This is a genomic window from Lunatimonas sp. (assembly GCF_020832325.1).
Classification (GTDB): domain Bacteria; phylum Bacteroidota; class Bacteroidia; order Cytophagales; family Cyclobacteriaceae; genus Lunatimonas.
This window is the reverse complement of record NZ_JAFIEU010000047.1, coordinates 220,113-241,238: the sequence shown is the minus strand read 5'-3', so window position 1 is coordinate 241,238 and position 21,126 is coordinate 220,113. Positions and strand designations below refer to the sequence as shown.

The 21,126-nt window shown below is 47.5% G+C and carries 17 protein-coding genes; 12 read left to right on the top strand and 5 right to left on the bottom strand.

All coding sequences use genetic code 11. The features are described 5' to 3' along the window. Positions 1-51: 51 nt before the first annotated feature. Both JJU34_RS18830 and JJU34_RS18825 read right to left on the bottom strand, forming a co-directional pair. Positions 52-366, bottom strand: coding sequence for a solute carrier family 23 protein (locus JJU34_RS18830; protein ID WP_301005411.1), 315 nt, complete (start codon positions 364-366; stop codon positions 52-54). A 131-nt stretch (positions 367-497) separates the two neighbouring features. Next, on the bottom strand, positions 498-1,775 hold the full coding sequence (locus tag JJU34_RS18825; protein WP_228693968.1) for an ATP-binding protein: 1,278 nt from the start codon (positions 1,773-1,775) through the stop codon (positions 498-500). A 40-nt stretch (positions 1,776-1,815) separates the two neighbouring features. Between JJU34_RS18825 and JJU34_RS18820 the strand changes: the two genes are divergently transcribed. Then, on the top strand, positions 1,816-3,276 hold the full coding sequence (locus JJU34_RS18820) for an outer membrane beta-barrel family protein (protein WP_228693967.1): 1,461 nt from the start codon (positions 1,816-1,818) through the stop codon (positions 3,274-3,276). Positions 3,277-3,731: 455 nt separating this feature from the next. Further along, positions 3,732-4,439, top strand: coding sequence for a hypothetical protein (locus JJU34_RS18815; protein WP_228693966.1), 708 nt, complete (start codon positions 3,732-3,734; stop codon positions 4,437-4,439). Between the two features lie 12 nt (positions 4,440-4,451). On the opposite strand, the gene JJU34_RS18810 is transcribed toward JJU34_RS18815, so the two are convergent. Together JJU34_RS18810 and JJU34_RS18805 are read right to left on the bottom strand one after the other, a co-directional pair. Next, a complete protein-coding gene (locus tag JJU34_RS18810) occupies positions 4,452-5,381 on the bottom strand; it encodes a fasciclin domain-containing protein (RefSeq protein ID WP_228693965.1) in 930 nt (309 codons plus the stop codon). A gap of 2 nt (positions 5,382-5,383) precedes the next feature. After that, the gene (locus tag JJU34_RS18805) at positions 5,384-6,283 is read right to left on the bottom strand and encodes a hypothetical protein (protein WP_228693964.1); all 900 of its coding nucleotides are present in this window, start codon (positions 6,281-6,283) and stop codon (positions 5,384-5,386) included. A 151-nt stretch (positions 6,284-6,434) separates the two neighbouring features. Between JJU34_RS18805 and JJU34_RS18800 the strand changes: the two genes are divergently transcribed. The 3 genes from JJU34_RS18800 to pfkA all read left to right on the top strand — a co-directional run bounded on the left by JJU34_RS18800 (position 6,435) and on the right by pfkA (position 8,194). After that, a complete protein-coding gene (locus tag JJU34_RS18800) occupies positions 6,435-6,725 on the top strand; it encodes a hypothetical protein (protein ID WP_228693963.1) in 291 nt (96 codons plus the stop codon). Between the two features lie 113 nt (positions 6,726-6,838). After that, positions 6,839-7,198, top strand: coding sequence for a methylglyoxal synthase (locus JJU34_RS18795; protein ID WP_228693962.1), 360 nt, complete (start codon positions 6,839-6,841; stop codon positions 7,196-7,198). 9 nt (positions 7,199-7,207) lie between these two features. Next, complete coding sequence (pfkA, locus tag JJU34_RS18790) at positions 7,208-8,194, top strand: 6-phosphofructokinase (RefSeq protein WP_228693961.1); 987 nt, start codon at positions 7,208-7,210, stop codon at positions 8,192-8,194. A gap of 40 nt (positions 8,195-8,234) precedes the next feature. Here the strand turns inward: pfkA and fbaA are convergent, their stop codons facing one another. Then, positions 8,235-9,296, bottom strand: coding sequence for a class II fructose-bisphosphate aldolase (gene fbaA / locus JJU34_RS18785; RefSeq protein ID WP_228693960.1), 1,062 nt, complete (start codon positions 9,294-9,296; stop codon positions 8,235-8,237). A 154-nt stretch (positions 9,297-9,450) separates the two neighbouring features. Here fbaA and JJU34_RS18780 point away from each other — a divergent pair, with 154 nt between their 5' ends. The 7 genes from JJU34_RS18780 to JJU34_RS18750 all read left to right on the top strand — a co-directional run bounded on the left by JJU34_RS18780 (position 9,451) and on the right by JJU34_RS18750 (position 20,994). After that, positions 9,451-10,323: an ABC transporter substrate-binding protein gene (locus tag JJU34_RS18780; protein WP_228693959.1), complete on the top strand. Its 873-nt coding sequence runs from the start codon at positions 9,451-9,453 to the stop codon at positions 10,321-10,323. A 201-nt stretch (positions 10,324-10,524) separates the two neighbouring features. Next, complete coding sequence (locus JJU34_RS18775) at positions 10,525-11,838, top strand: hypothetical protein (RefSeq protein WP_228693958.1); 1,314 nt, start codon at positions 10,525-10,527, stop codon at positions 11,836-11,838. Between the two features lie 244 nt (positions 11,839-12,082). After that, positions 12,083-14,539: a hypothetical protein gene (locus JJU34_RS18770; RefSeq protein ID WP_228693957.1), complete on the top strand. Its 2,457-nt coding sequence runs from the start codon at positions 12,083-12,085 to the stop codon at positions 14,537-14,539. Then, positions 14,539-14,706, top strand: a complete 168-nt coding sequence (locus tag JJU34_RS18765) for a hypothetical protein (protein ID WP_228693956.1) — start codon at positions 14,539-14,541, stop codon at positions 14,704-14,706. Before JJU34_RS18770 ends, JJU34_RS18765 begins: the two co-directional genes overlap by 1 nt. 42 nt (positions 14,707-14,748) lie before the next feature. Beyond that, positions 14,749-16,404 (top strand): sodium:solute symporter family protein, encoded by a 1,656-nt coding sequence (locus JJU34_RS18760; protein WP_228693955.1) that lies wholly within the window; start codon positions 14,749-14,751, stop codon positions 16,402-16,404. A gap of 10 nt (positions 16,405-16,414) precedes the next feature. After that, on the top strand, positions 16,415-18,706 hold the full coding sequence (locus tag JJU34_RS18755; protein ID WP_228693954.1) for an FAD-dependent oxidoreductase: 2,292 nt from the start codon (positions 16,415-16,417) through the stop codon (positions 18,704-18,706). Beyond that, the gene (locus tag JJU34_RS18750; RefSeq protein ID WP_228693953.1) at positions 18,703-20,994 is read left to right on the top strand and encodes a discoidin domain-containing protein; all 2,292 of its coding nucleotides are present in this window, start codon (positions 18,703-18,705) and stop codon (positions 20,992-20,994) included. Before JJU34_RS18755 ends, JJU34_RS18750 begins: the two co-directional genes overlap by 4 nt. Positions 20,995-21,126: the final 132 nt, after the last annotated feature.

The window sequence follows — 21,126 nt, the reverse complement described above, 5'->3', positions numbered from 1 at the left end:
AAAACCTAATCAAAAAGATAAACAAGCCTATTCCTGTGGATAAAGCGTTCATTAAACTTCGGCCATGGATTGGATGGTCTTTTCCCCGGTTATAAAAGAAGACAAGAACATGAAAACTACTCCCGACCAGGATACCGTACCTAGCTCTTCCTGATAGCTAAGGTCATAATGGGTTACCGTCGAATACGTGAAAAAGGCATTGATACCCATACCCTGGGCGACAGCGATGGGGTTTTTGGTATAGAATTCCATCATTAGACTGCCAAAGAAGGCAACCACTAAAGTGGTTATCACGACTGCCCCAAAGGGCATCACCGAATCTGAGAGGATGGCGGCATGGACTATGATTATGTAAAATTCCGCCAAAAAGGAACTTACACCAGCTAGTATCTCAGTGATTGTTGGGCCCTAATATATCAATTCGGTTAGATTTTTGTATGATACTATATGAATTCACATGTACATTTGAGGATCTGTACCAGTAAATCACATTGTTTTTAGCTGCCGATTGCAAGTATGGGGTTGCGAAATGAACCCGGAGCCCGGCCATAGTCCTGTCTAAACATCCGTGAAAAATAATTTGGATCGCTAAAACCAACCTGATACGCGATTTCCTGAATTTGTAGATTGGTGTTTTGTAACAGATGTATAGCTGTCTCGAAACGTACCGCCCGGATGTAATTCGAAGGAGTTTTCCCAGTGATTGCCTTAACTTTACGATACATTTGCGTATGACTCATGCACATTAATTTGCTCAAATTGGAGACAGAAAAAGCCTCATCATCCAAATGCTGCCTGATAATGCCATTGAATTTTGCTAAAAACTGGTCTTCCAAGTTTTCGATTACTACCTCAGGATGAAGGGTTACGCTAGTGTTCCCATATTTTTCTTGTAGAGCGGCACGTAATTCCAGCAGTTTTTTCATACGTACCAATAGCTCGTCTTTCTCAAATGGCTTGGAAAGATAAGCATCCGCACCGTGTTTCAATCCTTCTACTCTAGAGGAAATATCTGCTTTGGCAGTCAGTAGAATAATGGGAATATGGCTGGTGCGCTCATCTGATTTGAGTGTATTACACAGGGTGAAACCACTGGTTTCGGGCATCATTACATCACTCAAAATCATATCGGGTATATGTTGAAGCGCAAGTTTAATACCTTCCCGACCATTCATGGCCACTAGCAGATTGTAGGTTGCTCCGAGTATCGATTGCATATAGTGTATTACTCCTTCATTGTCTTCTACAATAAGTACTATTGGCTTGTCTCCCTGCATTTGATCAGGCGATACCGGAAGCCATTCCTCGCAGGGCTCTGCAGCAAGGCAGTGCTGATGTTCAATTTGGCAGCCGGGGGTAGTGCATAGCTGGGTTATGGGTAACCGAGTAATGAATTCAGTGCCCCAGTTTGGCTCGCTTTGCACCCTTATTTCACCTTTCATCAGTTCTACAAGTTCCCTAGTCAAGGCCAAACCGATACCTGTGCCACCCATGCCTGCCTGTAATTCAGACTGAAAGTACCGGTCAAAAATAAACGGTAGGTCTTCTTTGACTACACCAACACCAGTATCCTTGATATGGATCTCCAAAAAGTCGCAATCATCGACGGTAACCTGGTTTACAAATAGGCCAACCTTACCTCCCGATTTCGTGAATTTGATTGCGTTAGATAGTTGATTGTTGATGATCTGTTGTATTTTATCTTCGTCGTAATCCATTTCCAGACTGGTAAATGGGGAATCAAAATTCAGCGTAATCTTTTTGGAAGATGCCATAGAGTAAAATGATTCCGTGAGGTAGTGTAGGTAGGAAATAATGTTACCCCGGATTGGATTCAAAGTGATGGTGCCCGAATCTATTTTTGAAAGGTCTTGGGAAAATTTTGCCTCGGCGGATATCTTACAGCCCGTAAACGGTAAACCGAATGGTACGGTGGAAATGCCCTACCAAAACTACGATGATTGGACCTTATTGGTTGGAAATGTCAACATCTCCCATATTTTCAATGACCGGCGTCGTTTGTCCATGGACTTAGATCGTATTCGCTTCACCCAATATCAACCTGCCGATTACAACCAGCGATTTTTTGAGCCAGGCTATGTTTTTGTTAATGAAATTGACCTAATAAGCCGTAAAAACACCCCCATCGATACTTGGGTCGGCAAATTGGACTATGTGTTGACACGAGAAAAATTTTCTTTGGAGGCAGGGGCCAAAGCTTCTGTCTCGGAATTGAGAAATGATATTTTAGTAGAAAGTGTGGAAGATGGAATAATAACTGTGGATTCTGAGTTCAGCAGTCACGCGGAAATGACTGAACGTATCGGTGCGGTATACACATCGGTCAACATCAACGCATCACAAAAAATAGCTCTAAAAATGGGGTTACGGTATGAACATACCCTCACGGATATAAATACATTGGAAGAGGGAAATGTCATTGACCGAAATTTTGGAAATTTTTTCCCCAGTATATTCTTTCAAAATACAATCAACCCAAGCAACAGCTATGTTTTTTCCTACAGCCGAAGGATCACCCGACCTTCTTTTTTCCAAATAGCTCCTTTTGTCCTCTTCGTTGATCCCAATAGTTTCACGAGCGGAAATGTAAACTTACTACCGTCCATGACAGACGCGCTTAAGGCCGAGTACCGGTACAGGTCTGTTTTATTTTCACTGCAGTACAGCCACGATAAAAATTCTATTTCAATCTTTCAACCGAAGGTTTCGGATGGCGGAAAAGTAATAAATACCGCGGAAAACATGGATTTCAGAAAAAATTACAGTGCGAACATCTCAGTTCCGTTCAATATTACCGATTGGTGGTCTTGGCAGGTAAATATATCCGCAAACAGGATACGGGTCAAAGCCGATTTCCTATCGGAGCCTGTGGATATAACCATTAGCAATTTCTCGTTAAACGGATCTCAGAAGTTTACACTACCCCATCAATTTACCGCAGAAATTTCAGGAATATACCAATCGAAACAATTATTCGGTATCATGGAGATGAGGGCCTTTGGAGGCCTTGACTTTGGCTTGGAGAAAAAAATTCAAGACAGTCGGCTTAGGCTTTCCTTTACCGATATGTTCGATAGTAATAAAATATATATCTCGGCTTCCATCCCGGAAGAAAACCTTAATACGCGCGGTGTTTTAGATTTTGAAACACGGATTGTAAGGATAACCTATTCAAGTAGTTTTGGTAATCGAAAAATGAAACTCAACCGGAGAAATACCACAGGTTCTGAAGAAGAACAAAGGCGCTTTCAATAGGTTTCTTACAACATACTTAAGTTACAACTAGTTGGTATGTTGATATTTAGGAAGGGTGCAGGGCAAGATGGAACGTAGCCGACCACCTTAAAGAGAAGAGATGTTTTACAGCTATTTGTCGATTGTGTACTCCTGCTGAAAAATCCCCAAGTCACTTACTTAGTAGGTCCACTTTAAGTATATATCAGGCAATTCTACGCCTTACCTCCGCCTTAAAGGTAGTAGATGGGGAAATTAATATACCTACCGGTCCGGGACTAGGCATTGGGATAGATCTGGGTTTTATTGACAATCACCAACCGGTAAAAATTTAGAAAAAAGGGATATGAAATAAAAAGGTGACGTAGCGTCCGTCAATAATGACTTCGGATTAGCATACCGAGATAATTTGGTTAATTGAAAGATCCAAATGTGGTGTCGGGTTCGTACATAGAAAGGAATCCAACTCCTACCACATGATACCCTTTTCGAAAGATCTCAAAAGAGGCCTTTTGGCTTCCTCGATAATTCTATCCGTACACGGTGCCCTAGCCCAAGAAGTTCGGGACAATGCTTTTTCCGTTGGACCGCTCGTTACTGCAGGGCTAAAGATAGCGCAAGATGAGCGCAGTGAATACCTGACATCCTTTTCGCAGGTTGGGGCTTTTGTGGGCTATTCCCACGTTTTGAGCACATTTTTTGACGTAAAGGTCACAGGCAGCTTGCTTTCAGGTAGGTTTCACGAGCCGTTTGTTCTTGTGAATTCAGAAGGTCGGCAGATCGGCGAGGTCAACCGACAGCGAGCGCTGCACCTAGAGGTGCTTCCTGTTTGGTATTCAAACCCCAATCGGGTTGGCTACTTGCCGTGCCGCTACCTTTTTTACCTAGGGGCAGGCTCCGGGTTTGCTCTTGGGCGTTTGTCAGTTGCCAACTCGCCGGAACTCACGCCAAATGAGCAGGCGTTGCTTGCTTATGGCTTTTTGGATCGAGGAAACACGGCTCATATGCCGTCGAACAGGGTGTTTGTTCCTGTTTTGATCGGGGTTAGGCAAAACCGAAATGGAAAGGGCGCCCTAGGTATGGAGATCAAACTCAACTATTTTATTCAAGACAAGTTGCCGGCTGGGTCGCAAAATCTTCGGATACCTGCCTGGCTAGAGAGCAAAATATACGTGGCTTTTTGACCTGTTTTGTCCTTAATTTAGTGTACGGTTTATCAAATGAATAACGCCCTTGTTAGTTTCTATATTTCCTCTAATAACTTCGGCCCATTTTTCCTTTCCAACCTTTACCACTCCGACTGACCTTGCGTTTAAGTCCACACGGATTGTCTCCCCGGCACTGGTTTTTACCGGATCCAAGCTGAGTTCAGGTAAAAATCTACCTTCCCCCTGTATGAGGTGGTGATGTAAGAACGCCCGTTTCTGGTCGTTTGGCATTCGTACCAATTCATCGAAACTTGGCTCGGTCATAGTCCGCATTGCGGAATCGGTCGGAAGAAATAGTGTACAGGTCTGATCTCCAATTAAATCTTCCAATCCTTCGGTTTTGATGAATTCGAGAATTAGTTCGATTGCTGCGTCTTGGCCACCGGGGGCCTGCTGCAAAGCTGTCAGGGCAGCCAAATTGTCCGTGTCTATAAATACAATTACCTGATCTAGACCATGAAGTAGCCCATTTTGTGCGTACACATCGGTGAATAGGACGCGCGCACCGTTCAGGTAAGTGGCTCCTTCGGTATTTGTTACTCGGATGTCCGGGCCAAATGCCGATGGAAGGCTTCTTGTCTTTCGTAGGGTGTCTCCAGGCCATGAACCGGGAATGCTGTGGTGCAGGATCAGTTTTTTCAGTATATCGGCTTCAAATTCTTCCAAATCTTTGTTTTCTAGCTTTTCAAACCTTTCAAAGGCTGCATCTTCTGGTGCCAGCATGGTGTGGATTTCCTGAGAGTCATTGAATTGCAGTAGAAGCCCTGATTTTATCAAAGCATTTTCCATTTTTGTGAAAAAGGGGTTTTTGACAATTAGCCCACTCAATGTAGTGGATGTAAGGGTGGGGATGTCTTCACAGCTACCCAGCAGACAGACTAGGATAAAAAGGAATGGGTGTATGGTACGTTTGCTCATGGCTAATAGGTGTTAAATGGCTGATTGGCTCCAAAGGCGAAGGTAATCCCAAGGGTAAAGGAGGCGCTTTTTGGCGTATTTCTACCGGCGATTACCGTCTCTGCGTTTAGCAAAAGGCCCCATCCGCTGCCTACCGGTTTTACGATGTGCAGACCAAGCAAGGAATGGTCAATCCTTGAAAGCAGAAAGTTGCCGTCAAAACCATCGGTGAAGGCGTCCACTCCGCTCAAGCTGCAACGGTGGATTAGAAATAAGTAGGCTACTATATCTGGGTGAACATACCCACTGCGGATGCCTTGGGTTGTTTTGTTGGGTATTTGGCGGGACCAGTATTCCATATTGGCTGAGAGCGCTCCAAAGAGCCCCTCTTCGGATTGCAGGAGAATATCAACTCCAGTGGATATTCCGGTGGCACCATAGCCGATTGCCAAAAGGGATTGCAGGTCAGTCCCGTGCGTGTAGTCGGTCAATGGCAGTGTGATGGAATGGGTGGAGGATACGGAAAGGCTGCCACGAGGGGTAGTGTGCTGAAACAACCTTAGCCAAACCCCCAGATCTATATCCTGAAGACCCGTTGACCGGTTTTTATAGGGCGTGCCGTAAATAAGCCTTTGGTCTGCCTTTCCCCTGTTTTGGATATATCGTGTCTGTGCCTGTATATTGACTCGATCGGAAAGTCCGTATTGCACCATCAGGGATGTGGTAGATGTATTGATTTCATGAAATAGGGGAATGCCGGGCAATAGATCGCTACCCAAGTAATAGCGGGAGGCCATGCCTTTCGTCTCATTTAGACTGAGGATGCCATTGCCCGCACCTAGTAGGGAGGGAAAGAGCAGACCCTGACTAAACCCGTATTCGACCTGTAGTAAGAAGAAAAAAGCCTGTAAATAGGTACGCATGGTTAAGAGATTGGATTCCGTGTGATCGTTGCTAAATACGAGGCGGGGCGACGGGTCGGATTTTGGAGCGTGAAAATAATTTGTCAAATGTTGGTCCCTTGCATTTTATCTGTTTAATTTGATAGTATGTTTTATTTGAGCACCCCTAGAAATGGACATTTTTGAATTCAGAAAATCACTTAAAGATGACTGTTTGCCCCTTGGGTTGTCTGTGCACTTACAGGCGCTTTGGCTGGATGCCAGAGGCGATTGGCAGGGTGCCCATGCCCTAATCGATCAGCTTCCGGACCAATCTTCTGCGTCCCTTCATGCCTATTTGCACCGAAAGGAGGGGGATCAATGGAATGCGGATTACTGGTATTTTAGGGCAGGCGAGAAGCGATTCCAGGGTTCTTTAGAGGAAGAATGGGAGAAACTTGCTAAATATTTTTTGAGCAAGTAGGCTAAACGGCTGATTTAATAGGGTTTTCGTTGATAGAAGGAAATGGCCCTGTGTGGGCCAAAGCTTCTTTGGTCGTTTTTTTATAACTTTACCACCCAAACGTTGCAGAGATTATGAAGATAGCATTGATAGCCCATGATGGGAAAAAGGCGGATATGGTTCATTTCTTAAGTGGCTTTAAAAATGAGCTCGAAGGCATAGAACTGGTGGCTACCGGTACAACGGGTTTGCATATCGAAAAGGCCGGGTTTAAAGTACTTCGCCTGCTTTCGGGTCCGTTGGGAGGGGATGCACAGATTGGAGCGATGGTGGCAGAGAAGCAGTTGGACATGGTCATATTTTTTCGCGATCCGTTGGGTAAGCACCCCCATGAACCGGATGTTCAGATGCTGATGCGCATTTGTGATGTGCACAATGTACCGCTGGCAACGAATCTGGCAGCAGCCGAAATGATGTTTAAGAATCTTATCTAATTGGATATAATGGAACAAAAGACGATAAAGAAGATTGGTGTACTTACTTCTGGAGGAGATGCTCCGGGTATGAATGCCGCCATCCGGGCGGTGATTCGGGCCGGTTTCTACTACAACTTGGAAGTATACGGAATATACCGTGGTTACGAAGGAATGATCAATGACGACATACGGAAAATGGATAGCCGTTCCATCGCCCACGTGCTGGAGCGTGGCGGTACGTTTTTGAAATCTGCACGTAGTCAGGAGTTCCGTACTCCAGAGGGACGAAAGCGTGCATATGACAATCTCCGGAAACACGGTATTGATGCGTTGGTAGTCATTGGAGGGGACGGTTCCCTCACCGGGGCGCATTTGTTCTACAAGGAATTTGGCATTCCTGCAGTGGGGCTGCCGGGCACTATTGATAATGACCTTTTTGGAACAGATTTAACGATTGGATTTGACACAGCCTGCAATACAGCCATTGAAGCGATTGACAAAATACGGGACACAGCTACCTCGCACGATCGACTGTTTTTTATAGAGGTAATGGGAAGAGATGCAGGATTTATCGCGATCAATGCCGGAATAGGCAGTGCGGCGGCGGCTATCTTAATTCCAGAAAAGAAAATGCCTGTAGAAACGCTGATAGAGCGGCTGAAGAGCAGGGAAAAGGCCAAAAAGGAAAGTAACATTGTTATTGTGGCAGAAGGCGGAAAAAGTGGTGGAGCTGCTGAAATAGCCGAGAAGGTGAAAAAGATTTTGCCCACCTACGATATCAAAGTGACTATTCTGGGGCACCTTCAGCGTGGCGGGGCACCCTCGGCATTTGACCGTACCCTTGCTAGTAAACTGGGGGTTTCCGCAGTGGAAGGGTTGCTTCAGGGCAAATACGACGTGATGGTAGGGGTGATCAACAACAAGGTGGTGTTTACCCCGATCAAACGGGCCATCGTAGATGATAAAAAGGTGGATGAAGAAGAATTGCGTATAGCAGGGATCTTATCTACCTAATGCAAAAAAGGAGGCCATTATCGGCCTCCTTTTTTATTTTTTAGTTTCTGTTGATAGCATTTAGCATATCGAACGCCAACTCCAGGCGCTTGGAGAAATTTTCCTCGCCTTTTCGTAACCAAACCCGTGGATCGTAATATTTTTTATTTGGATTGTCTGATCCTTCTGGATTGCCTAGCTGGGATTGAAGGTACCCTTCTTTTCCTTTGTAGTATAAAAGAATACCTTCCCAGAATGCCCATTGCAAATCGGTGTCAATGTTCATTTTGATGGAACCGTAGCTGTTTGCCTCGCGGATCTCTTCCACCGACGAACCGGAACCTCCGTGAAACACGAAATTAACCGGCTTACCACTGGTTCCGAATTTTTGATTGATATAATCCTGTGAGTTTTTCAGAATGATCGGTTTGAGCGATACATTTCCGGGCTTGTATACGCCGTGCACGTTGCCAAAGGCTGCCGCTACGGTAAAGAGGTCACTGACTTTTTTAAGTTCTTCGTAGGCATAGGCCACTTCTTCGGGCTGGGTGTATAGTTTGGAGCTGTCCACGTCGGTGTTGTCCACTCCATCTTCTTCTCCACCTGTAACGCCCAACTCAATTTCAATCGCCATTTGAAGTTTGGCAAATTCCTTGAAGTAATTAACAGAGATCTCGATGTTTTCTTCAATGGGCTCCTCAGAGAGGTCCAACATGTGCGAGCTAAACAACGGCTTTTTGAAGGCTTCATAGAACGCCTTGCCTTCTGCAAGCATGCCGTCTATCCAGGGTAGTAGTTTCTTGGCAGCATGGTCGGTATGCAATACGACAGGTACACCGTAGGCTTCGGCCATCTTATGCACGTGCATGGCACCGGAAACGGCACCTGCTATGGAACCCTGTTGTTTGTCATTCGGAAGACCCTTTCCAGCAAAAAACTGAGCCCCGCCGTTGGAAAATTGCACCATTACCGGAGAGTTTACTCTCTTGGCACTTTCCAATACCGCGTTTACAGTGTTGGTGCTGATACAGTTTACCGCGGGCATGGCAAATTCACTTTCCTTGGCATACGCCAACAGGTCTTTTAATTCCTCACCAAACTTTACTCCAGGTTTGAATTTCATAGTCGATTAATTAAGGTATTTGATATAATGAGACCGATTTTAAAAATAAAAATCGGCAAATATGCCTCAAAGATACTAAATACGGCGTTCAATCGCTGGGCTAGGAGGGATTTATTGTTGATTTTTTCAGGGGATTTCTTTTTATATTTGACTTATGGAAAGAATCACTATAACGGGCGTTCCCGAGCACTTTAATTTGCCTTGGAGAAGATTGGTAGAGTCACAACCGTTTAAGGATCAGGAGCTACTCGTTGAGTGGGTGGATGAACCCCGTGGGTCAGGTGCGATGAACCAAGCGATACGGGATGGGTCTACGGATATTGCCCTAGTCCTTACGGAGAGTTTTGTAAAGGATAGCATAGGGGGCAATCCCGGAAAGATAGTAGGGTACCACGTGGTTTCTCCTTTGGTTTGGGGCGTTCATATTTCTGCCAAGGCAACCCAACGCCCGCTGTCTGAGGTTAGAAATGTCCCCTTTTTGGTTAGTCGGATGGGTTCGGGGTCTCATTTGATGGCCCACCTGTTGGCAAAACGGGAGGGATGGACCATGGAAGACCTAGAGTTTCAGGTAGTCGGAAACTTGGATGGCGCGAGACGTGAGTTTAGGTCCTCGCTTTCAAAGCTATTTCTATGGGAAAAGTACACCACCCAACCGCTTGTTTCTAAAGGAGAATGCAGAAGGATTGGTGAAATCCCGACCCCTTGGCCTTGTTTTGCGATTGTAGCCTCTGGGCAGGCGTTGCAGCAGCATCCTGACAAGCTCCGCCTGATATGTGATCGCCTGTATGTGGAAAACCGTCGGATCATGGAGGAAGGGGATACCTCAGTTTTGGAAATACACCAACGATATGCCATTAGCCTTGAGGATGTGAGGGAATGGTTTGCACAAACGAAATGGGCTGTGGGCCCACAGGTAGACGCATCATCGTTGGTGCAGACCATGCGTACACTCTTGGAATTGGGCCTTGTCGATCAAACGGTTCCCGTAGAGACTTTAGTTGATACGCGGTTTGTGACGCTTACCTAGCCAAGTTAAATAGGACCTAGGGGTTTGGGAATCCATGCAAAATTTGCGTGCTGTCCGCAAGCGGAGTAACTCCATGTGAGGGGCTGGAGAGTTTTTTTACTTGTTCCACCTTCTGGTTTTCTGTCTTTTTTGTGCAGTTTTGTAGCATTTTGGAAGATTCATCCGTCCTGGAAATACGTACAGCACTTACCCTATCTACCTATGAATCTACGGAACTTTATTTTGCCGTCACTTTTTGTTTTATGTTTGTATGGATGCAAAGTCATTGACGATCCCATTCCAGCGGGATCATCGTTGGAGGTTCCTCGATTGAGATCCGAAGTGGTGGATGCTCGCTCTGTGAAGCTAAGCTGGCATGCCATCCTACTCTGTCCTGGATTCAACTGTCCTGCGTGGGTGGATGCAACGTTTTACGATGTTTTTTTTCGACAGCAAGGTGAGGAGGCCTACGAGCTTGCAGCTACCCTTGCGTCTGAGGTGAAAAGTTTTGTAGTGTCCGAGTTGGAAGAAGGGAGGGTGTATGAGTTTTTGGTTCGCGCACGAAGGGCCGGTCGGGAAACATTTACAAACTCCGTGGTATCCTCACCGTTTTCCATAGGTCAGTCTAATACTGTATTCATGTTGCCGGATGCCACCCGCATTTTTATGCCGGTGGCTTCACCGTCGGGTGATGTGCTGGCCTATGTCGCGGATTATCCGGTAAATCCGGGTGCCAATCGGCCGGGGCAAAGCATCTATTTGTACGATTTCCAATCAGGAAGCCACGAGTTGATTGCTGCCAGTAGCTTTGAACCTTCGTGGTCTGCTACTGGAGATAAACTGATATATTCTACCTCTCGGAATCTTTCAGCGGTAGGATCTCCTCATTATCTACCCAAACATATCGAGGTATATGACAGAGTTTCGGGGGAGAGGCACAAGGTTTTGGAGGGCAACTATCGAAGTTCTTATCCGGTTTTTGGCGATTCTGAGTATACGGTTTACTTCTTTTCCGATTCCCTGGAGCAGTGGGAAAATGGGATTTGGAAATTGGATGTAGTTCGGGGAGAAAAGCAACTAATACTTCCCCGGATCGAAGGAGATTACGTTGGACATGTGTCGTATAGTGCATTGACCTTTTGCCCATTCAGAGGAAGGCTAGCTTATAATCGACCGGTTATCAATGAGCGATCCTGGCGACTGGTGTACGATGTGGCTGGTTTTGAGACCAGGGATGGGTACCGGAAAGCTACTTGGGTGGCATCTGATGGACAGGACCTACTCCCTGCATTTAACCCGTTTAAGGAGGGGTGGGTGGCGTTTATTTCTGACCGATCCGGCAGCAATGAAGTTTGGGTAAAGCAGATCGATACTGGCCTCAAAGCTCAGTTAACAAGTTTCGGTCAGGATTTTTATATAGGATTTGCTGGAGGCAGTGTAAGCTGGGGCGATGGTGGGGAGGCCATTTATGTGGTAGGTGTCAATCGAGATGGAGACTATGAGGTGAAGCGGGTAGAGGTAGGCAATTTATACTGATTATCCAGATTTTGGACACATGCCACTGAACTGCTTTGGCCGACCCATTTGGAGATGCATTCGTTTTTTCAGGGCCGCGCTGACGGATAGGTTGTTTTCAGCAAACCACCGCCAAAGCAATTAATTTGGAGTTATAGCGATGTCGATCCAAGAAATGATTGCTGAAATAGGCATTTAAAGTGTGGGAAGTTTGTAGAAGTGGTCACCATTTCGTTGATTTAGGTACAATCTTTCCTTTGTCAACATGAATTACAAATCCTACACGCTCCTATCCATTTGCCTCGCGCTGTTTCAATGTCAAGTTAAGGACTCCGTACAAGTCCAAGAATACCCATCATTTAGTGGAGTCTATCCACATTTGGCGTACTACAACGAAGAAGGAGAATGTGGAACCGGTGCGGTAGTGCCCTGGGCTGACCGTCTTTGGGTGATCACCTATGGTCCTCACCTCCCCTTTGGTTCGTCTGATAAACTCTATGAAATCACCCCAGAGCTGGAACAAATCGTACGGCCCGAGAGCATCGGAGGAACGCCGGCTAACCGGAAGATTCACCGAGAAAGCCAGCAGCTGTTTATAGGGCCTTACGCCATCGATAAGCAGGCCATTGTTCGAACAATCTCTTACGAAACTATGCCTGGTAGGCATACGGGTATCGCCAGGCACCTGACCGATCCGGAGAATAAAATCTATTATGCTACCATGGAGGAGGGTTTTTACGAGGTAGACGTCCATTCATTGGAGGTCAGGGAGTTGTATGAAGACGCCAATGTGGGGAATAAAAAGGCAAGAGATACGGACAGCAATCCTCCTGGAAGTTTGTTGTTAGGTGCCCATGGAAAAGGGGTGTATTCCGGCCAAGGGGTGATGGTCTATTCCAATAACGGTGAGTCGGGACAAAAGGCCCTGGAGCAGTTTGATATCGAAGCCGGTTCGCTCTCGGAATGGGACGGAGAATCTTGGACACTTGTGAGGAGAAACCAATTTGTGGAGGTCAGCGGGCCAGGAGGAATCTATGGCAATGCCGACCCGGCCAACGATCCCATTTGGGCTACTGGCTGGGACCACAAGTCGGTGCTTTTGGGGGTTAGGAATCCCGCAACTGGCTGGGATTTTTACCGTTTGCCAAAGGCCAGCCACAGCTACGACGGTGCGCACGGATGGAATACCGAGTGGCCTAGAATCCGGGATATAGGCACCGCGGAGAACCCGGATTATTTGATGACCATGCATGGGATGTTTTGGAAATTTCCCCAGAATTTTAACGCAAAGCACGCGGCCGGAATCCGTCCACGTTCAGCCTATTTGAAGGTAATTGGCGATTTTGCAAGGTGGAACAACCGACTGGTTTTTGGCTGCGATGACTCTGCGCAAAAGGAGTTTTTGAACAAACGCAGTGCAAAAGGAAATATTGAAGGTCCTGGCCAATCCAATTCAAATCTCTGGTTTACCGACTTCGACTTACCGGACAACTTAGGCCCTGCAATAGCGAATGGTTCCATATGGCTTTCGGAAGAAGTGAATGCTAACACACCTTCTGAACCCATGCTTTTTGCCGGGTGGGACCAAACTACCATGTGGCTGAAAAACGAAGGGAAGAAAGCTGTCAACTTCCAATTGGAGGTAGATAGATCGGGAACTGGCGATTGGGAGTCATTTACATCCGTTTCGGTAACCGGAGGAGGAGCTACGGTGCTTACCTGGGGTCAGGAGAAAAAAGGAGAGTGGGTGAGAGTCAAAGTGGACAAACCGACCAAAGCCACGGTACACCTTTCCTTCGCAGATCAGGATCAACGGGGAAAATACCTGAAGGGTATTTTTGACGGAGTTCAAACTAATTTCAATGAGCCGCTTCAAGCGGGTTTGCTATATGGTTTGGGAGACAATCGACGAAGCCTGGGCATTGCGGCCGATGATACGTATTACGAGCTGGACGGTGCCATGCAGTTGGTACAAAAGCAGGATCCTGAGACTTTCAATTTTATCCGGGAAAGCTTCGCCATTCCCAAGAATGTGTTTGAGGTAGATAAGGCATCAGTTTTGGTGACCGACGACAAGGGAAGAAGGTGGCGGTTGCCTTTAGGCGACGAAAAGTTTACGACGCCCTCACTATCCGGTCAACTGAGAATATGCCGTGAAGTTGCTACCGAGCGGGATTTATTCAATTGCCACGGTACCTTCTACGAGTTGCCGGCCGAGAATGCCGATGGATACGCCAAAATCCGTCCCATATCGTCTCACAGCCTACTGATCAATGACTATGTCTCTTATCGGGGATTATTATTGCTTTCCGGAGTTGACCCAAATGCAGCATCCAAAAATCCACATATCGTGGTGTCTGATGACAAGAAATTGGCCTTGTGGGCGGGGGTGATTGATGATCTCTGGAAGCTGGGCAAACCCGTTGGCAAAGGAGGTCCCTGGAAGGATTCCGCTGTCAGGGCCAATGAGCCTTCCGATCCCTATTTATTTGGCTATTACGATAACAAGAAGCTGGAATTATCCCACCAAAGTGCCGTACCGGTAACCTTTGAGATCCAATTTGAACCGATAGGGCACGGTCCTTGGATGACTTGGCAGGAAGTAACTGTAGAACCCGGTAAAGCCTTTGTCCATGAGTTTCCCAAAGGATTTGAAGCCCGATGGATCCGATTTGTAAGCAAAAGTGACTGTATTGCGACGGCTTGGTTGACTTATTATTGATGCGTACCTTCGGTATGATGGGAGAGGCAGTAGGTTATGCGGCCTATGTGGCCAAGGCATTCGGTACAAGTCCCCGTGGTGTTTATGCAAATCATTTGGATACCTTTATGGGCATCATCGAATCGCCGCTTAACATACTCCCGGTAGTTTCCTTGCCCAAAAACTAGTAAATCGGCCCAACATTGTCACACTAGATCACTGCTTCTTCGATGCAATCCCTGGATTATATATCTATCTTGGTTTTTACGTTTATTATTCTTACCGCTGGGCTTTCGTTTGGCGCGAGGGGTAGTGACATGAAATCTTTTTTTGCAGCGGGAGGTGCAGTACCATGGTCCATCAGCGGCCTGTCCCTGTTTATGAGCTTTTTTTCTGCAGGGACATTCGTGGTTTGGGGATCTATTGCCTATCAGTGGGGTTTTGTGGCCATCACCATACAGATGACCATGTGCCTAAGCGGGTTCCTGATCGGAAGGTGGCTGGCACCCAAGTGGAAACAGGCCGGGGTATTGACAGTAGCGGAGTATCTGACACGTCGTTTTGGAAAATCCACCCAGCAGTATTACACCTACCTGTTCCTATTGCTGTCCCTTGGCTACACAGGTGCCTTCCTCTACCCCGTGGCCAAAGTCCTGAATGTGGTGACCGGAATGGATATCTACTGGTCGATTTGGATGCTGGGAGGTATGATCATGGTGTACACAGCCGTCGGCGGTCTTTGGGCCGTGGTGGTGACGGACGTGCTACAGTTTGTCATCCTGACTGCCGCCGTGCTGATCGTTTTGCCCTTGGCCTTCACAAAGGTGGGAGGCGTCGAACGCTTTATTGCCGATGCGCCGGATACCTTTTTTCAGGTATTTAACGGGGAGTACACCCCGGTATTTATCGTGGCCTTTATCTTGTACAATACGATTTTTATCGGGGGTAATTGGGCCTATGTACAGCGGTATACGTCGGTGGCGACGGTCCAATCTGCCCGGAAGGTCGGCTACCTGTTTGGAGCTTTATATCTGGTTAGCCCCTTTATTTGGATGGTTCCGCCCATGGTCTATCGCTTGATAGATGATAGTTTGCTCGGATTGGATGCCGAGGGTGCCTATCTTCGTATGTGCATGGAAGTGCTGCCGGTTGGCATGCTGGGGCTGATGCTGGGAGGTATGGTCTTTGCCACCGCCAGTTCTGTGAATACGTCGCTGAACCTGGCCGCCGCCGTGTTGACCAACGATGTGTACAAGCCGCTTTTTCCCCGAATATCGGAAAGGAAGCAGATGAAGTTTGCGCGTGTGGCGACGCTGGCTTTTGGGTTGGGAACAATAGGTGTGGCCTGTTTGGTGCCCTTGGCCGGGGGAATTGTGGAAGTGGTGTTGAGCATCGGTGCCGTCACGGGAGGTGCACTTTATGGCCCGGCAATTTGGGGTCTTTTTTCTCCCTATCACACCGGAAAGTCCATTCTCCGTATCACCTTGATTAGTTTAATCGTCAACGTAGGCTTTAAGTTTGGCCTTTTTGGGGTACTGCTGGACAGAAGCAGTGAGATGTTGTTGGGCGTGCTGTTGCCGATTGTTTTGCTGGCTGTTTTTGATATTTACATGCGGTTTCAGGGAAAACGCCCCACCCTACAAAACGTGGAGGTTCTTGCTGATACGAAGGAAGATATCCAATCGGGGTTGGAGCAAAATGCGTATGGTGTAAGGGTTATTGCCTATGCGCTGATGGCTACCTCGGTCATGTTTATTGTGCTGGGTTTTCTCACCGATGAGTTGGCTGCTTGGATGATATGGTTTTTTGGCGGAGCCATACTGGTATTGGGAGTAAGGCTATTAAAGTCAAGTGGCATGGAAAAAGGAGCATTAATTAAGAAATAACAATATCAGTATGATAAGAGAGGAGTCTAGTTCCGGAGTAAGAAAATTGAAGACCGATGAGATCTTTTCCGACTTGGTAGTAGTGGGTGGTGGTATGGCCGGAGTGTGCTGTGCGATTACAGCCGCCCGTCAGGGTGTCAAAGTAACTTTGGTGCAGGACAGGCCCGTTTTGGGAGGGAATGCCTCCTCCGAAATCCGACTGTGGATCCTTGGTGCCACCTCGCACATGGGAAACAACAACCGATGGGCCAGGGAAGGGGGCGTAATCGATGAGATCTTGGTGGAGAATATGTACCGCAATCCCGAGGGCAACCCATTGATCTTGGATACGGTGCTGATCGAGAAAGTGACGGATGAACCCAATATCCGATTGCTTTTGAATACGGCGGTTTATGAGGCCGAAAAATCGGACGATGGCACGATCCGTGCCGCAGAAGCCTTTTGCAGTCAGAATAGTACGCGCTATCGGCTGCTTGCTCCTTTGTTTGTCGATGCATCTGGGGATGGGATTCTGGGTTTTCTATCCGGTGCCGCCTTCCGCATAGGAGCAGAAGGAAAGGAAGAGTTTGACGAGCAATTTGCGCCAGATACACAGTACGGCGAGCTGCTCGGTCATTCACTTTATTTCTACAGCAAGGATACCGGCAAACCCGTTCGGTTTGTTGCTCCTTCCTACACCCTGAAGACGTTGGATCAGCTTCCCCGTTTCAAATCCTTCAACCTGAAGCAGCACGGCTGTTGGCTTTGGTGGGTGGAGTATGGTGGGCGCCTGGACACCATCCACGAGAGCGAACGGATCAAATGGGAGCTTTGGAAAGTTATCTACGGTATTTGGCACCACATCAAAAATTCCGGTGAATACCCCGAAAAGGAAAACCATACTCTGGAGTGGGTGGGTACCATCCCCGGAAAGCGGGAGAGCAGGCGGTTTGAAGGGGACTTTATGTTGACCCAAAAGGACGTGGTCGAGCAACGGCATCACTACGATGCGGTCTCTTTTGGTGGGTGGGCGCTGGATTTACATCCCGCAGATGGCGTTTATGGGGAAAAGCCGGGCTGTACCCAGTGGCATAGCAAGGGAGTGTACCAGATTCCCTACCGGACCATGTATAGCCGAAATATCCAAAACCTGTTTCTTTCCGGACGGATTATCAGCGCAAGCCACGTGGCCTTTGGTTCTTCCCGCGTCATGGCCACCTGTGCTCATAATGGGCAGGCAGTCGGTATGGCGGCTGCTATTTGCAAAGAACACGGGTTGTTACCGAAAGACCTTGCTTCGCCCGAACTGATCCGGGAACTCCAGCGAAAACTGGTTACGGAAGGACAGTATATTCCTGGGTTTAGATTAAGCGATTCCGACGAACTCGCGCATCAGGCAGACGTCCAGGTTTCTTCCACGTATCAACTAGTAGACTTACCCTTTGATGGACCTTGGCGAAAGCTGGATTTTGCGATGGCCCAAATGCTACCAGTATGCAAGGGACCGATGCCAAAGATAACCGTTCAGTTGCAAGCGGATACATCCACACAGGTTACTGTCCGGCTGATGGCTGCTGCCAAGCGGGGTAATTTCACACCCGAAGTAGTGCTGAGCGAAACGGTTCTTTCGCTGGAAGAGGGCGTTCAACAACGGGAGATTGCGTTCGATTACACGCAGGAGGAGGAATCCTATCTTTTCCTGGCTTTCTCTCCCAACAGCGAGGTAGCCGTCAGGCAAAGTCTAACCCGGCTGACCGGATTGATTGCGGTATACCAGCGGTTTAACAAAGAGGTGGCGACGAGCAGCCTGCAATCTCCCCCCGATGGAATTGGCATTGAATCGTTCGAGTTTTGGCTACCGGAGCGCAGACCAAACGGGCATAATCTGGCATTCTCCTTGAGTGAACCCCTGTTGGTGTATGAAAAGGATCAGCTGACCAACGGTGTCTTTCGACCTACGACGGCCGTCAATGCGTGGGTGGCGTCTACAGACCAACCGCAAAATTGGGTGGAATTGACCTGGAAGGAGCCGCAGCAGATTGGAAAGATCAAGCTGTACTTCGATACCGATTTCGATCATCCCATGGAATCCACACTGTTAGGACATCCGGAATCTGAGATGCCGTTTTGCATACAGCGCTTTCAAATAATGGATGGAAGCGGACGAGTCTTGACTGCTGTAGAAGACAATCATCAGACCATCTACACCTTGCTTTTGGCAGAACCCCTGGAGACGGATGCCATTCGAGTGGAGGTGACGCATCCTCATCCAAACATTCCTGCCGCGCTATTTGGTATCACCTGTTTTGCTTCTAAGATATGATCATTAAATTCTATTTTACTGTCTATGTCCTGTTATTTTGTTCAGTACTGGTTTTCGAATCCGTATCACAGCAAAACCTTTCTTTTTCCGGCGTAGCTTCCGTAAGTTCGGAAGAAAACGGTCATGGAGCCTCCCTTGCGTTGGATGCCGATGAAAAGACTAGCTGGCGAAGTAGTCAGGAGGATCCTAGCCCATGGATTACCGTTCGCTTACCCGGAGCTACCGAGGTGGTATCCGTAGCGCTGACAATGGGACCAATGAACGTCAGTGAACAGGTGCAGCTTCAGTACCTACTAAATGGTGAATGGCGGAAAGTTGAGGATGTGGAGTTGGCATCGGTACAGCAACTGGAGGTTGAGCTCAGCAAACCGCTGTTGATCGACCGACTTCGGCTACAATCCATGGATGCTTTGCGGCTCGATATTGCCATGTTTAATCTGATCGGCCAATCCTATGTCGACGAGTCGGTGGGTGAGGTGAAAAAGATTTTGGTTAACCAGAGTGGCTACAACCTAAATAGGCCCAAGGGGTTTACTGCGCCAGAAATCTCCGATGGAACCTCCTTTCGTATTTATTCTGCGGATCGTCCCAATCTAAGCCTTTACGAAGGCCAGGTATTTGGTGGCAAGGGCTATTTTCATGACTTTAATCCCGAGTCGGAGGATGAGTTTTTCATTGGTATCGGAGAGTTAACCTCCTTTCCCTTTCGAATTGGGCCCAATTGGCTGGAGCGGGTCACTTACAGACCCATGGTGGACTTTATGTTGGGAGCTCGGCACTTGGTCGGGAATGTGACGGAAAAACGCCCCCTGTCTTTCGAATGGCGGGACGGAGATTTTTTTAACTGGTCCCTTCAGACACTGGTAGCCATGTACCTTTCCAATCCAGAGGCCTACAACCGCATGGAGGTGAAGGGCAGCTATGTTTCCAACGATTCTTACCCAGCAGAGTACCGGGGTCTTTGGGGTACATTGGATCCATTTGCGCCCGGCACGCCGGATGTCGTGCAGCTGATCCACTGGGATGCGGACGTGAAGGTCTCCATGAAGCTGGACCATGAGATGCAAAAGGCCGAGTTGGCACATTTTCTATATGTGTGGCCTTACCTTAGTCAGTGGCTTCCTAGGCAAAATTTCGAATCGGTCTATGCCTTTGCCAAGTCAGTATGGACCAAATCCGATGTTTCTGCACATGCTAATTCTATTTACGATACCAGTCCGGAGCATGATTTGCTAAGCCTAAAAACCCAGCTAGGCACTACAAAGGGTGAGATGCCTCCGGGTTTTTCGGTGATACCGAATTTGATGATGTATGAGGCAGCCCGGAAAATGGGTGAAGAAGATGCCGACAAATACTTCGACGCTGCCTATCGGCAGATGGAATGGATAGTTGAACATCTAGATTGGGAGGATCCAATGACCACGAAAGGGCAGCGTACGTCCGAGCACGTAACCATGCGGGCTTTTCAGTTTTTTTATTCCCAATACCCCGACCGGCATCCGGCTGGTTTACAGGAGAAGGTAAGCGAGTGGGCTAAGGTTGCCATTTCCCGATCTGATAATATGTGGGATTTCCGAAAGTATTCCGATGAAGAGTGGACGCCACCTGGGTGGAACGAAACAGGCAATATACTCGGGTTTCCCGCCGCTGCTTTTGCTGCCATGATGATTTTGGATGACCCTTCCTTGGTGGATGGACTGGAGTTGCTGGCTTGGTCTCACTTGGAAAATGCTTTTGGGCGTAACCCTACCGGCAGGCATTATTCGTACAAGGGTCCGGAGGAGATAGAAGGAGTTGATTTGGGATGGTATAGCCGGCATAGAGGAGGGATTGGACTTCTGGACGAACTTCCGTTGGTCTTCGATGGATCGCCCAAATCGTTTCACTATCCCAATAATCCCGAAGTGGGTAATCTTGGATGGACGGAAGGCTGGGTGCAATTCAATACTGCATTTAATGTCAGTATGGCGTATATGGCCGCCTATTACACCGAATTAACAGTGCAGCCTTTGAGCAAAAGGCAGCGGTTGATTCGGCTTAGGGTACCCCTAAACATGAACTACGATTCCAAAGACTGTTTGGATTTGTTGGTGGGGAATCAGTCAAGTTCCTTTATTCCTATCCCACTCTGCGAGGAAGGTAGGTTTTCCGAATATTTGGTGGGGACTGTTGCCATTCAAGGAGGAAAGATCGTCACGCCGAAAGGAAACCTACGGATAGGCGAAGACGAAATAGCTACAATTAACTATGGAAAAGGCTATTTCAGAAATACCAGAAAGTTATGGTAGGTTGCCGATTCCTGTGGTCTGTTCATTTCCCAAAGGCGCTCACCAAATCGGTCGAATGGTTGGCTTTCAAAAAATGCAGTTAGCAAAAAAAGGAGGAGGCAAAATACCTCCTCTTTTTTACTTCCAACTTAT

Excerpts from the sequence above, each read along its gene's own strand:
- JJU34_RS18765 (WP_228693956.1), top strand. The coding sequence starts at position 14,539 with ATGCGTACCTTCGGTATGATGGGAGAGGCAGTAGGTTATGCGGCCTAT.
- JJU34_RS18775 (WP_228693958.1), top strand. The coding sequence starts at position 10,525 with ATGAATCTACGGAACTTTATTTTGCCGTCACTTTTTGTTTTATGTTTG.
- JJU34_RS18755 (WP_228693954.1), top strand. The coding sequence starts at position 16,415 with ATGATAAGAGAGGAGTCTAGTTCCGGAGTAAGAAAATTGAAGACCGAT.
- JJU34_RS18825 (WP_228693968.1), bottom strand. The coding sequence starts at position 1,775 with ATGGCATCTTCCAAAAAGATTACGCTGAATTTTGATTCCCCATTTACC.
- JJU34_RS18800 (WP_228693963.1), top strand. The coding sequence starts at position 6,435 with ATGGACATTTTTGAATTCAGAAAATCACTTAAAGATGACTGTTTGCCC.
- JJU34_RS18820 (WP_228693967.1), top strand. The coding sequence starts at position 1,816 with ATGTTACCCCGGATTGGATTCAAAGTGATGGTGCCCGAATCTATTTTT.
- JJU34_RS18750 (WP_228693953.1), top strand. The coding sequence starts at position 18,703 with ATGATCATTAAATTCTATTTTACTGTCTATGTCCTGTTATTTTGTTCA.
- JJU34_RS18770 (WP_228693957.1), top strand. The coding sequence starts at position 12,083 with ATGAATTACAAATCCTACACGCTCCTATCCATTTGCCTCGCGCTGTTT.
- JJU34_RS18815 (WP_228693966.1), top strand. The coding sequence starts at position 3,732 with ATGATACCCTTTTCGAAAGATCTCAAAAGAGGCCTTTTGGCTTCCTCG.
- JJU34_RS18795 (WP_228693962.1), top strand. The coding sequence starts at position 6,839 with ATGAAGATAGCATTGATAGCCCATGATGGGAAAAAGGCGGATATGGTT.
- JJU34_RS18760 (WP_228693955.1), top strand. The coding sequence starts at position 14,749 with ATGCAATCCCTGGATTATATATCTATCTTGGTTTTTACGTTTATTATT.
- pfkA (WP_228693961.1), top strand. The coding sequence starts at position 7,208 with ATGGAACAAAAGACGATAAAGAAGATTGGTGTACTTACTTCTGGAGGA.
- JJU34_RS18805 (WP_228693964.1), bottom strand. The coding sequence starts at position 6,283 with ATGCGTACCTATTTACAGGCTTTTTTCTTCTTACTACAGGTCGAATAC.
- JJU34_RS18810 (WP_228693965.1), bottom strand. The coding sequence starts at position 5,381 with ATGAGCAAACGTACCATACACCCATTCCTTTTTATCCTAGTCTGTCTG.
- JJU34_RS18780 (WP_228693959.1), top strand. The coding sequence starts at position 9,451 with ATGGAAAGAATCACTATAACGGGCGTTCCCGAGCACTTTAATTTGCCT.
- fbaA (WP_228693960.1), bottom strand. The coding sequence starts at position 9,296 with ATGAAATTCAAACCTGGAGTAAAGTTTGGTGAGGAATTAAAAGACCTG.